This window comes from Litchfieldella rifensis (assembly GCF_042646605.1).
GTDB classification, from domain to species: Bacteria; Pseudomonadota; Gammaproteobacteria; order Pseudomonadales; family Halomonadaceae; genus Litchfieldella; species Litchfieldella rifensis.
The window spans coordinates 230,255-242,873 of the sequence record NZ_JBHRUG010000029.1 but is presented as its reverse complement, the minus strand read 5'-3'; the positions used below and the strand labels follow the sequence as shown (position 1 = coordinate 242,873).

Annotated in this window: 11 protein-coding genes; 6 read left to right on the top strand and 5 right to left on the bottom strand. The window is 61.9% G+C overall.

Annotated elements, in window-relative coordinates; all coding sequences use genetic code 11:
* The 3 genes from ACFOEV_RS15640 to ACFOEV_RS15630 all read left to right on the top strand — a co-directional run.
* On the top strand, positions 1 to 419 hold a 419-nt coding region (locus ACFOEV_RS15640; protein WP_386775579.1), incomplete at its 5' end, for an SPASM domain-containing protein.
* 121 nt (positions 420 to 540) lie between these two features.
* Positions 541 to 1,728, top strand: coding sequence for a nitric oxide-sensing protein NosP (gene nosP, locus ACFOEV_RS15635; protein ID WP_386775577.1), 1,188 nt, complete (start codon positions 541 to 543; stop codon positions 1,726 to 1,728).
* A complete protein-coding gene (locus tag ACFOEV_RS15630; RefSeq protein ID WP_386775575.1) occupies positions 1,703 to 4,285 on the top strand; it encodes a hybrid sensor histidine kinase/response regulator in 2,583 nt (860 codons plus the stop codon). The genes nosP and ACFOEV_RS15630 overlap by 26 nt, the downstream gene beginning before the upstream one ends.
* 18 nt (positions 4,286 to 4,303) lie before the next feature.
* Here the strand turns inward: ACFOEV_RS15630 and ACFOEV_RS15625 are convergent, their stop codons facing one another.
* From ACFOEV_RS15625 to ACFOEV_RS15605, 5 genes are all read right to left on the bottom strand, one after another.
* The gene (locus ACFOEV_RS15625; RefSeq protein ID WP_386775599.1) at positions 4,304 to 4,969 is read right to left on the bottom strand and encodes a response regulator; all 666 of its coding nucleotides are present in this window, start codon (positions 4,967 to 4,969) and stop codon (positions 4,304 to 4,306) included.
* Positions 4,970 to 5,104: 135 nt separating this feature from the next.
* Positions 5,105 to 5,911 (bottom strand): ABC transporter permease, encoded by an 807-nt coding sequence (locus tag ACFOEV_RS15620; RefSeq protein ID WP_386775573.1) that lies wholly within the window; start codon positions 5,909 to 5,911, stop codon positions 5,105 to 5,107.
* Positions 5,908 to 6,693 carry an ABC transporter ATP-binding protein gene (locus ACFOEV_RS15615; protein ID WP_386775571.1) on the bottom strand — a complete coding sequence of 262 codons (786 nt, stop codon included), beginning with the start codon at positions 6,691 to 6,693 and terminating at the stop codon, positions 5,908 to 5,910. The genes ACFOEV_RS15620 and ACFOEV_RS15615 overlap by 4 nt, the downstream gene beginning before the upstream one ends.
* Positions 6,690 to 7,658: a YVTN family beta-propeller repeat protein gene (locus tag ACFOEV_RS15610; protein WP_386775568.1), complete on the bottom strand. Its 969-nt coding sequence runs from the start codon at positions 7,656 to 7,658 to the stop codon at positions 6,690 to 6,692. The genes ACFOEV_RS15615 and ACFOEV_RS15610 overlap by 4 nt, the downstream gene beginning before the upstream one ends.
* A gap of 57 nt (positions 7,659 to 7,715) precedes the next feature.
* Positions 7,716 to 8,813: an ABC transporter substrate-binding protein gene (locus ACFOEV_RS15605; RefSeq protein WP_386775566.1), complete on the bottom strand. Its 1,098-nt coding sequence runs from the start codon at positions 8,811 to 8,813 to the stop codon at positions 7,716 to 7,718.
* A 374-nt stretch (positions 8,814 to 9,187) separates the two neighbouring features.
* Between ACFOEV_RS15605 and pedF the strand changes: the two genes are divergently transcribed.
* The 3 genes from pedF to ACFOEV_RS15590 all read left to right on the top strand — a co-directional run bounded on the left by pedF (position 9,188) and on the right by ACFOEV_RS15590 (position 12,606).
* On the top strand, positions 9,188 to 9,610 hold the full coding sequence (pedF, locus tag ACFOEV_RS15600; protein ID WP_386775564.1) for a cytochrome c-550 PedF: 423 nt from the start codon (positions 9,188 to 9,190) through the stop codon (positions 9,608 to 9,610).
* A gap of 32 nt (positions 9,611 to 9,642) precedes the next feature.
* Positions 9,643 to 10,575, top strand: coding sequence for a substrate-binding periplasmic protein (locus tag ACFOEV_RS15595; RefSeq protein WP_386775562.1), 933 nt, complete (start codon positions 9,643 to 9,645; stop codon positions 10,573 to 10,575).
* Positions 10,576 to 10,833: 258 nt separating this feature from the next.
* Positions 10,834 to 12,606: a PQQ-dependent methanol/ethanol family dehydrogenase gene (locus tag ACFOEV_RS15590; RefSeq protein ID WP_386775560.1), complete on the top strand. Its 1,773-nt coding sequence runs from the start codon at positions 10,834 to 10,836 to the stop codon at positions 12,604 to 12,606.
* The last annotated feature ends 13 nt before the right edge of the window (positions 12,607 to 12,619 follow it).

Below are 12,619 nucleotides of genomic sequence, written 5' to 3'. Positions count from 1 at the left end.
CCGAGCGGCCCAAGGCGTGCATGGGCGGCTGGGGGGCGATCTTCATGACCGTCACCCCGGACGGCACGGTCCTGCCGTGCCACAGCGCACGCCTCCTGCCGATGACGTTTCCGTCGGTGCGCGAGCAGTCGCTGGAGGCGATCTGGTACGCGAGCGACGCCTTCAACCGCTTCCGCGGCGAGGCGTGGATGCCGTCGCCGTGTCGCGACTGCGACGAGCGCCACCAGGACCATGGCGGCTGCCGCTGCCAGGCCTACCTGTTGACCGGCGACCCCACGGCCACCGACCCGGTCTGCGCGCTGTCGCCCGATCACCACCTGATCGAGGCCGCCCGCGAGGAAGCCGCCGCCGACCGGCGCTCGGTCCAGGAACTGACGCCACGCAACACCCGCGAATCGAGGGTGTTCTGCCGCGGCTGAGAGGCGCACGACTACTACCTTGGTAGTGCCACGGGTGGCTGTGGACGGCACCCAAGTGGCATATCCAGCGAGCCGGGCGCTTCCTATACTCCAAGACAGCCTATCTTCGTCGAGAGAATCCATGGACATCGACCTTCCCACTCCGCATGCCGCCACCGCCGCTCGCCAGGATGCCGTGCTGGTCGCCCAGTCGCGGTCCCGCGACCCGGACATGGCCGCGCAGGACCTGGCGCGCAGCCTGTTGCACCCCTGGCTGGGGGGCGTGCTGTTCTTCTGTTCGGCGGAATACGATCTCGATGCCCTGGGGCAGGCGCTGGAGCAACATTTCGGCGGTGTGACGCTGTGTGGCTGCACTACCGCCGGGGAGATCACCGATGAAGGCTACGGCCGCGGCGGCATCACCGCCATCGGCTTCGATCAACGCGACTTCGCGCTCGACTATGCGGTGATCGATGATCTCGACGAGGTCTCGTTGCTGGCCGCCCAGCAACTGACCGACCGCCTGCTCGATCACTGCCGGCAGGCGGGCATCGCCCCGATCAAGGACCATACCTTCGCCCTGACGCTGCTCGACGGCTTGTCGGCCAGCGAGGAGCGGGTACTGGCGACGCTGAATGCGGCGCTCGGCAGTATCCCCCATTTCGGCGGTAGCGCCGGTGACGACAACCGCCTGGCCGGTACCCATGTCTATGGTGGCGGTCGTTTTCGGACCGGCGCCGCGGTGGTGGTGATGCTCAATACCGTCCTCGACTTCGAGGTCTTTACCACCCACCACCTGCGGCCGCTGGACGACAAGCTGGTGGTCACCGAGGCGGACCGCGAGAACCGCCGGGTCATCGAGCTCAACGCCGAACCCGCCGCCGAGGAATACGCGCGACTGGTGGGCTGTCGAGTCGAGGAACTCGACGACGAGACCTTTGCCCGCCATCCGCTGGCGGTGCGCTTGCACGATCATGCCTATGTGCGCTCGATCCAGCGCGTCAACGAGGATCTCAGCCTGAGCTTCTACTGCGCGGTGGAGAATGGCATCGTGCTGACTGCCATGCGTGCGGCGCCGATTCTCGACGACCTGCGTGACGCGCTCGACGGCATCGTCGCGCGCCTGGGGCCGCCACGCTTGGTGATCGGCTGCGACTGTTTCCTGCGTCGCCTGGAGATCGAGTCGGACGGCGAGAGTGATGCTGCCTCGGCACTGCTGCGTGCCTATCGCGTGGTGGGCTTCAACACCTATGGAGAGCAGTGCAATGGCATGCACCTCAACCAGACCTTCACCGGAGTCGTCATTGGCCAATCACGTCGCAGTGGCTGACACCAGCGAGCGCGAGCGGGAACTCGAGCGCGAGATCGCCAAGCTCAAGCGCATCAACGCCGCCTTGATCGAGCGCGTCGAAGCCAGCAACCTGCCGCGCAGCGCTCCCTACGCTGCTTTTGAACACTCGGTGCTGCTTGCCGAGCAGGTGCGTGAGCGTACCCAGGCACTGAACCAGACCACCCACGAACTGCGGGCCAGCAACCGCTTGTTGGCGGAAGCCCGCGAGCGGGCGGAAACCGCCGGCCAGCACTTGGTCGATGCCATCGAGAGCATCACCGATGCCTTCGTGCTGTTCGATGCCGATCAGCGTATCCAGCGGTTCAACAGCCGTTTCGCCGAGTTCTGGCGTCCGGCGGGCATCCGCATCCGCCAGGGCATGCGCCTGGATGACCTGCGCCGGCTGGCGCTGAGTTCGGGGTTGGTGATCAGCGAGCAACTGGGGCACCACGACCGGCGTACCATCTACCGGCTGCACAATGACCGCTGGGTCCAGGTGCATCAGCGACCCACCCGCGGCGGGGGCCGTGTGATCCTGTACGTCGACATCACTGAGCTCAAGCGTCACGAGCATGCCCAGCGCGAGCATGCGCTGGCGCAGAAGACACGGTTGCTGCAGGCCACCGTGGACAGCCTCTCCCAAGGGGTGGCAGTGGTGACCGCCAGCGGCATGTTGGAGATGTGCAACCAGCGCTTTCGCGACCTGACCGGGCTCGAGACGCTCGAGGTGCCGCACCGCTTTGCCGCACTGTGTCACTCCAGCCAACTGGTCGATGCCGCAGACGCCGAGGGCGTGACCGCGGCCTGCGAGCGTCGGCTCGAGGATGGCCGGGTGGTGGAAGTGCGCGGTCACGCCATGCCCGGCGGTGGTCAGGTATTGACCTATACCGATGTCACCGAGCGTATCCGCCATGCCGAGACCCTGCGCGAGCGCGAACACTGGATCCGTACCATTACCGATGAGCTGCCGGCGATGATCGCCTACCTCGATCGCGACCTGCGTTATGTGTTCACCAACCGCGTCTATGAAGAGTGGTACGGCTGGCCGCGCGACTTGCTGCTGGGCGGCGAGCTGGAGGCACTGCACAATCAGGAGCATTGTGCCCGGCTGCGTCCCTATCTGACCCGGGCCCTGGCAGGGGAGAGCGTGTCCTTCGAGTTCCCGGAACAGAGCGCCAGTGGTGAACACCGGGTGCTGCTGCGCGCCTATGTGCCACATTACGACAGCGACGGCGAGGTGATCGGGCTGTTCGTGCTGATCCGCGATATCACCGAGCGCCGGCGTACCGCCGAGGCCTTGCATCAGGCCTACCAGAACCTGGAGCAACGGGTGCGCGAGCGAACCTTTGAGCTGACCCAGGTCAATGGCCAGTTGCGTGAGGAGATCGCCGAGCGTGCCGCCGCGGAGCAGCGCTTGCGCGAGGCCAAGGCCGAAGCCGAGGCGGCCAATCTGTCGAAGACCAAGTTCCTGGCCGCGGTCAGTCATGACCTGTTGCAGCCGCTCAACGCCGCGCGGCTATTTACTGGCGCCCTGTGCGAACAGGACGTGGCGCCTGGCAGTCGTGAATTGATCGATCAGATCGGCCGCTCGCTGAAGGATGTCGAGACCCTGCTCGGTACCCTGGTCGATATCTCCAAGCTCGATGCCGGGGTGGTAACCCCGGATGTCGATGCCTTCCCGGTAGCGGAACTGCTCGATGGCCTGGCCCGGGAATACCGTCAGGTTGCGGCCAGCGAGGGGTTGGGATTCGACTATGTTCCCAGCAGTGCGGTGGTGCGCAGCGATGCCCAGTTGCTGACCCGGGTGGTGCGCAATTTTCTCACTAATGCCATTCGCTACACTAACGAAGGGCGCATCCTGTTGGGCTGCCGGCGGCGTGCCGACGGCGTGGAGATCATGGTCGGCGATACCGGCATGGGAATCGAAACCGAGGAGCTGGGGGTAATCTTCCAGGAGTTTCGCCGCTCCCACGCCGCTGGGCGTCGCCAGGACCGCGGTCTGGGGCTGGGCCTGGCGATTGCCGACAAGATCTCGCGCATGCTCGAGCATCCGCTTGGGGTGGCCTCGATTGCCGGGCAAGGTTCGCTGTTCAGTGTGCGCTTGCCCTATGGAGAACTGGCACCACGCAGCCAGCTTTCTCAGGAGCCGGCGGTGGCGGCGGGAGAGGCCGTGCTGGAGGGGCGGCGAGTCTGGGTGGTCGACAACGATGCCGATATCTGCGAGGCCATGCGCGTGCTGTTGACGCGTTGGGGATGTCGGGTCGTGGTGGCCGACAGCGAGGCGTCACTGGCCGCTCAGGTGGCATTGGCCACGGCCCCCGTCGATGTGCTGATCGTCGATTACCACCTCGACCAGAGCGATACCGGGCTGGCGCTCGCCGAGCGCATCAACGCCCAGCGCCAGGTGCCATTGCCGGTGATGGCGATCACCGCCAATCACAGCGTTGAGCTCAAGCAGCGCATGCGCGAGCTGGGGTATCTGCTGCTGCACAAACCGGTCAAGCCGCTCAAGCTGCGTATGGGGCTGTCGCGGCTGGTGACCGGGCGCTTGACATGACTGGTGCCGCGGTTGGATTCAGCGCCTGAGGTAGTTACTGAAATCGATATCGCTGGCCGAGAGGATCGCCTGGACCCGGTTGTGAACGCCGAGCTTGCGCAGGATCGCCGAGACATGGGCCTTGACCGTGGTCTCGGCGATATCGAGGTGATAGGCGATCATCTTGTTGGATTCGCCGCGGGTCATGTGCTCGAGCACCTGTAGCTGCTTGCGGGTCAGGGCCTCGAGCTGGTGCGCCGAGATGGCGTGTTCATCGCGATGCGAGGGGCGGTGGGCCGTGCCGCTGGCGCGGATGATGTCCGAAGGCAGGTAGATATTGCCGTCGAGGATCTGGGCGATGGCCTTGGTCATCTGCTCGCGGGGCGACGACTTGGTGATGAACCCGACCGCACCGTATGTCACCGCCTGCAGGATCACCTGCTTGTCTTCCTCGGCGGAAATGATCACCACCGGGATGGTGGGCGCCTCATTGCGCAATTGGATCAATCCCGACAGACCGTGCATGCCGGGCATGTTGAGATCCAGCAGGATCAGGTCGAGATCCTCGTGTTGCTGTGTCAGTGCCAGCGTCGAGTCGAGATCCTGGGTCTCGAGCAGCATGGCGTCCTCGAAGCCGTCGCGGATGACGCGACCGATGGCCTCGCGAAACAGGGGATGGTCGTCGGCGATCAGTAGCTTGTACATGGCAGGAGCCTTGGCGTCGTTGTCGTTATCGTTGTCATGAAGGTCATGGGCTGGGTCGGTCATCGGGGTGCATGTCCTATCATTGCGCTAATCGTAGCGGGGTTAACTGCGACTTAAGTCGTATCAGTGGGTCGCTCAAGCCGCCTGTGGTGCTCGCTGCAGCGCCCCGCGTTGTAGATCGAAGGTCAGCACCGCGATCAGGCCGAACAGCCCGGTCAGCCCCAGGCACCATAGCAGGGGTGCCACGGCCAGCCGCTCGTAGAGCGCGAAACGCACCAGTTCGACCCCGTGGGTAAAGGGGTTGTAGGAACACAGCCAGTAGAGCCAGGGCCCGGCCTCCTGCATCTTCCACAGCGGGTAGAGCGCCGAGGACAGGAAGAACAGCGGGAAGATCACGAAGTTCATCACCCCGGCGAAGTTCTCCAGTTGACGAATAGCATTGGCCAGCACCAGCCCCAGGGTGCTGAGCATCATCGCGACCAGCAGCAGTGCCGGTAGCGCCGTGATCAGGCCAAAGGCCGGCGGCTGGATGCCGTACCACCAGGCGATGGCGAGAAAGGCATAAACCTGCACCAGCGAGACCAGCGAGATCGCCAGCACCTTGCTCAGCAACAGGAAGGGACGTGCCAGAGGACTCATCAGCAGCACTTTCATGCTGCCCATCTCGCGATCGTAGACCATCGACAGCGAACCCTGCATGCCGTTGAACAGCAGGATCATGCAGCACAGCCCCGGGGTGATGTAGACCTCGTAGACGATATAGGTGTCGTAGGGCGCCATGATCGAGATGCCCAGTACGGCGCGAAAACCGGCGGCGAATACCACCAGCCACAGCAGCGGACGCACCAGGGCGCTGAAGAATCGCGTACGCTGCTGGACGAAGCGGCGCCATTCGCGACCGCTGACTCCCAGGAAACAATGCAGATAGGCACTCGCGCTCATGGCTGACCCTCCATGACGACATTGTCAGGCTTGGTGGTAAGACGGCTGAAGGCATCCTGCAGCGTGCGGGTGCCGGTGTGGATACACAACGCCTGCGCCTGGCTGTCGGCGATCACCCGTCCGGCGCACAGCACCACTACCGGGTCGGCATCGTCGATCTCGTCGAGCAGGTGGGTCGTCCAGAGCACGCTCATATGCCGCTCCCGACACAGCGCACGCACATGTGCGTTGAGTGCCTGGCGGCTGGCGGTATCGAGCCCCGCGCTGGCCTCGTCGAGAATCAGCAGTTCCGGCTCGTGGAGCAGCGCACGGGCGATTTCCAGTCGCCGGCGGTGACCGCCGTTGAGTTGGCGGACCTTGTCGTTGGCACGGGCCTCGAGCTGCTGGCGGACCAATTCCCGGTCGCAGCGCTCGCGGGCCTGGCGCCGGCCCAGCCCATGCAGCGAGGCATGGTAGAGCAGGTTCTGGCGTACGCTGAGATCCAGGTCCAGGGTGGTCTGCTGGAAGACCACGCCGAGGCGGCGCCTCGCCTCGCGCGGGTGACGCGAAAGCGCCTGCCCGGCCACGCGAATCTCGCCGCTGCGGCAGCGCAGCAGGCCGGTGATCAAGGCGATCAGGGTGCTCTTGCCGGCCCCGTTGGGCCCCACCAGGGCATGAAAGCCGCCCCGCGCCAGCGAGAATCCTACTTGCTCGAGCGCGCGATGCGGGCCGTAGCGATGGCTGACGCCGTCGATCTCGAGCATGGGAGCGGCGTCGCCGACGAGGTGAGTGGTGCTGTTCATGGCGTCATGACCACGCCCCAAGGGTAGCGGCCGACCTGGATGGACTTGGTGACTTTCAGGCTCTCGACATCGATCACGGACACGTCTCCACTGACGCCGTTGGTGGTCAGCAACGCGGTCTCGTCCTCGTTCAGGGCCAGTTGCCACACCCGCCGGCCGACCATCAGGTAGTCGAGAACCTCGTAGGTCCGCGCATCGACGACCGCGACATGATTGGCGGGGCCAAGCGCGACGAAGGCATAGCGGCCATCGGACGTCAGCTCGATGCCTACCGGCTGTACCTTGTCCTGGTTGACGCCGCGGATCCGGAAGTCCAGCGTCTCGATCTCTTCCAGTGCATCCACATCGATGATGTGAACCGTGCCGCCGATTTCTGCGGAGGCCCAGGCGATCTTGCCGTCGTGGCTGAACTCGACGTGTCGAGGGCGTTGGCCGATCACCATGTTCTTCTTGATCTCGAAGCTTTCGGTGTCGATCCAGTGCAGCATGCTGGAGGTTTCGCTGGTATTGACCGCCCACTTGCCGTCCGGGCTGATGGCCATGCCTTCGGGTTCGACGCCGACGTCGATCTGTGCCAGCACGCGCTTGGTTTGCACATCCACCACGGTCACGATGGCATCGTCTTCATTGGCGATGAACAGCCAGCGGTCATTGGGATGCAACGCGAACTGTTCGGGATCTTCGCCAGAAGGCAGGCTGTCGATGACCCGGCGCGTTGCCAGGTCCATTACCTGGACGGTGTCGTCATCGCTGGCGCAGAGGTAGAGCCGGGTGCGGTCCTTGGACAGCAGAATACCTCTGGGCCGCTGACCCACCGGAATCGTCTCGATCACTTCCATGGCTTCGGTGTCGATCACGGAGATGCTGTTGTCTTTCTCGTTGGATACGTAGGCCAGACCGGCCAATGCCGGAGCCGAGAGCCCGAACAGGGCAGTCAGAACGGCGGCGTGGAGAGTGTTCCTCATGGCGATGTGCCTCTCGGTGTCTTGCTTTGAGATGGTGGAGAGCCGCTGATGGGTGGCTTACGGGTGGATCCGGCAGTCACTTTCCGCTTCGTCGAAACCAAGGGAGTCGAGATCGGTTTCGGGATGCAGGAAGCCTTCAGCCGGTGCCGTGAACACGAGTCCTCGGGGGTGGACCAGCGGAATTGGCTGGCGAAGCTGGCCATTCCAGGAGCGGTAGCTGAGTTTGCGACCCTTGAAGGCGGCCAGTTGGAAGTCGTCGGAGAACAGGAAGCCGCGAATTTGCTCGACGTCCGTCACATTGAGTTGGGTAATGGCGGTGCCCAGGGAGCGAATTCCGGCCCAGGCAGCGTAATCGTCGCCGGTCATGTCCCGGCCGGCCAGTTCCCGGAAGCGGCTTTGAAGCTGAGCCGCCCCCCAGCTTTCGATGACGCGGTGCCAGGCCACCGGTGACATGCCCTGCGTGCCCACTACCGGACGGGGCAGCCAGGTATTGAACGGAACGTACTCCCCGAAATCGCCCCGCACATCGGCCACTACCACCGCATCGTAGTCATCCGCCTGGGTGAAGAGAGGCAGTTCCTGTGAAGCCGTGCGCCGAAGATCCGCGTCGAAGGTCCAGGGCTTGTCGGCAACGATCCTCAGGCCAAAACGCGTGGCCGAACGGCGGAAGGCATCCGCCCAGGCCCTATCGCTATCAGTCGGGCCGGTGATCATGAAGACGTTCTTCCAGCGCCGCAGATTGAGCCACTGAGCGAGACCGTCCGTCAGCATGGCATAGCTGGGTTGAGTGTGTATTACGTGAGGCCGGCACTCCCGCAAGCGCAGTGCATCGTCTTTCGCCCCGGCATTGACGATCAATGCCTTGCCTGCCGTTTGGTCCGCCATGAGGTTCAGTGTGGACGCGGGGACTCTGAGCACGAACAGTTCGATGCCCTCGGCCATCATCCACGCCACGGCTTCCTGTGCCTGCGCTTCGGATGCCACTACCCGAGATTCCAGAAGGTAGCGATGATCCAGGAAATTACCGGTGGTGTTGTTATCCTCGACCGCCAGTTCAGCGCCGCGAAGCCCCGCGTCTTCCGGTTCCGGTATGACATTCGAGAGGACCGGACCCTGGTCTGGAATCCACTGGAGGTAACCGATGCGGATATCCATCCCGAAAGCCGCCAGCGGAGCCGATAATAGCCAGCATGTAAATAGCATTGCCATGAGGACCTTCGGGCCGATGCGCATGGGAACCTCTTTACTTGTCGTTATGCACACGAGCTTAGAGAAGGCGGAAAGGCACTGAAATATTCAGAAAGTCGCAATACGCCTGTACTAAAGGACTATTCCTCTCGTTCAAGACCCCGCTAGCCAGGATCACGTTACCGTCGGAAATACGGTGAGAGTACGACCAAGGGACTGGGTCAAAGGCCCGAAAGTGGCATTCTGAGAGAAGAAGAGGGTTCCTAGACTTGGTTCAGGTCGCTGACGATCACTTCCATGGTGGTTGGTCAGCCTACGGGAATCCAACTGAGGTGATCGGTATGACAGTTCCTACTCCGCTCAAAGCATGTGTTGCCGCCGGCCTGTTGGGGTGGGCGGCACTGGTCATGGGGCATGGAAACGTAACCCCGCAGGAAGTCGATACCGGGAATCTTCCCGAGTTGGGTTCCGAGCCGCTGTCGGAAAACCCTTTCCGGGACGGCAATGAGTACGGTGACTACAACAAGGAAGCGATTCGTATCGGTGAGAGCGGTTATGGCGGCAACTGTGCGGTATGTCACGGCATTCAAGCGATGTCGGGTGGATTGACACCGGATCTTCGGGAGCTCGAAGAATGGGATGACGAGTACTTCATCGGGCGTGTAAGGAATGGGACAGATCGTGGGATGCCTTCTTTCAAGAGCAACCTGGATCAGAATGCCATGTGGGCGATAAAGACCTACATTGAATCCGTTCGGGAGTGACATCACAGGTCTATGGAAACGGGGGAAGTGCCATGTTACTGGCCCGGTGGTGCACCATTCCGGCGCTACTTCTTCTTAGCACGTTCGCTAATGCGGGAGAGGCGATTCTTGACCGCGCTCCCGAAAGAACCTATGACATCGTCATCGAGTCTGGCTACCTGAACGTCGGTGTCTATCAGAACTTTCCGCCCTATTCATACCAGAAGGATGGCGAACCATCCGGCGTCGATATCGATGTCGGCAAGCAGATCGCGGAAGGCCTGGGGGTGGCATTTCGGGTACACTGGATTACTCCCGACGAAACCCTGGAGGATGATCTTCGCAATAACGTCTGGAAGGGACATTACCTGGCCAAACGCCGCATTGCCGATGTCATGATGCGGGTACCGTATGACAAGAAATACGCCTACATGCGGGACTCCACCGGTGAGGTGATCAATGAGCAGGTCGTCATGTTCGGGCCCTATCAGCAGGAGCAGTGGCAGATCGCCTACGACCCGAACGACATTGAATCGGTGGGGACGATGGCGGTATTTCAATACCACCCCATCGGGGTCGAGATCGACACCCTGCCAGCGACTTACTTGACATCCGCCTTTGGGGGCAGGTTGCGGGACAGGACCCATCATTTCACCAACGTCAGTCAGGCCTTCCAGGCGATGATCGACGGTGAAGTGAGTGCGGTGATGGGTATGCGTGCCGAGATCGACCATGAACTGGCTATCCACTCTGGCCAAGGGTTCCAGGCGGCCAGCAATGGATTTCCCGGAATGGGAAAACAGGTCTGGGACGTCGGGATGGCGGTCAAGCACACGCATCGACAACTGGGATATGCCATTGAAGAGATCGTGGATCGTATGGTCCGTGAAGGCGAGATGGCTGAAATCTTCGCGCGTCATGGGTTGCGTTACAGTATGCCAGGATTCTATGAGGAGATCCTGAGTGCTGCCGATGACGCGTCGTAGCGAGGAAACCTTGGCTATTCTGTGTCACTCGAGTAGACGGGGAAAATCTTGGAAAGCCTTTACAAAACCCGCGGATATTCTCTGCGGGTTTTGTGTCTTTTGATGGTCTTACTACCAAGTGATGAGAGAAGTTGTGCGAGGGGTTAATTGTTGCGTTAAGTCTGGCCGACAAGAATCACAAAAGAGGCGGGAAGGTTTCCCGGTTTGCTGCAGAAACTGAAAACAAGAGAGTGGGAGAGCGCAACGATGAGATCGAATATGATCGGTAGACAGTTTGCCACCAGCGCACTGGCGCTGGCCGTTTCCTTCGCTGCACATGCGGTCACCGATGAGGACATCATGAATGATCACAGCATCGCTGATGCCGTGGTCAGTTACGGCATGGGGCTGCAGGGCCAGCGTTACAGTGCCATCGATATCCTGAATACGGACAATGTCAGGTCTCTGCAGCCGGTATGGGCTTTCTCCTTCGGCAGCGAAAAGATGCGGGGTCAGGAATCTCAACCCATGGTCAAGGATGGGGTGATGTATGTCACGGCATCGTATTCACGTGCCTACGCGATCGATGCCAGAACCGGCGAAGAGTTGTGGCAGTACGACGCCCGACTGCCGGACGGCATCATGCCGTGTTGTGACGTGATCAACCGTGGCGGTGCCCTGTATGGCGACCTGTTCATCTTCGCTACCCTCGATGCCAAACTGGTCGCCCTGAACAAGGACACCGGCAAGGTCGTGTGGATCAAGGAGGTGGCGGACTATCAAGAAGGATACTCCATTACCGCGGCTCCCATTATCGTCAAGGGCAAGCTGATCACCGGCGTCTCCGGTGGTGAGTTCGGCATCGTCGGTAAGATCGAGGCATATGATCCGAATACCGGTGACAAGCTCTGGACCCGCCCGACCATCGAAGGCCACATGGGGTATGTCTACCAGGATGGCGAAGCCGTCGAGAACGGTATTTCCGGTGGCGAAGCCGGCAAGACCTGGCCGGGGGACATGTGGAAGACCGGTGGTGCGGCGACCTGGCTGGGCGGTACCTACGATGCGGATACCGACACTCTGTTCTTCGGTACGGGTAACCCGGCCCCCTGGAACTCCCACCTGCGCCCCGGGGATAACCTGTTCTCTTCCTCTCGATTGGCGATCGACCCGGAGGATGGCAGCATCAAGTGGCACTTCCAGACCACACCCAACGATGGCTGGGACTATGATGGCGTCAATGAGCTGATCTCCTTCGATTACGAGGAAAACGGCCAGATCGTCAAGGCCGCCGCCACCGCCGATCGCAATGGTTTCTTCTATGTCCTGAACCGGGAGAATGGCGACTTCATCCGCGGCTTCCCGTTCGTGGACAATATCACTTGGGCGACCGGACTGGACGAGAACGGGCGTCCGATCTATTCCGATGCTGGTCGTCCCGGCAATCCGGCCGATAGCGAGGGGGAAAAGGGTGAACCCGTTGTCGCTCAGCCGGCATTCCTGGGTGGCAAGAACTGGATGCCGATGGCCTTTAATCAGGACACGGGCCTGTTCTACGTGCCCTCCAACGAGTGGGCAATGGATATCTGGAACGAGCCGGTTTCGTACAAGAAGGGGGCGGCCTATCTGGGGGCCGGCTTCACCATCAAGCCTGTCAACGACGACTACATCGGAGTCCTGCGGGCCATAGACCCGAAGACGGGGGAGGAAGTCTGGCGCTATGAAAACACGGCTCCTCTCTGGGGTGGTGTCATGACCACCGCAGGCAACCTGGTCTTCACCGGTACCCCGGAAGGTTACCTGAAGGCGTTCGATGCGGAGACCGGCGAGGAACTGTATCGCTTCAATACTGGCTCCGGTGTCGTCGGCAGCCCCATTACCTGGACCATGGACGGCGAGCAGTATGTCTCCGTCACATCGGGCTGGGGGGGCGCGGTGCCGCTGTGGGGTGGTGAGGTTGCCAAGGTCGTCAAGGAGTTCAACCAGGGCGGTATGCTATGGACTTTCAAGCTGCCAAAGGAGGCCGCCGGCCAGGATGTGGCCAGTCGCTGAGCGATAAGGCCCG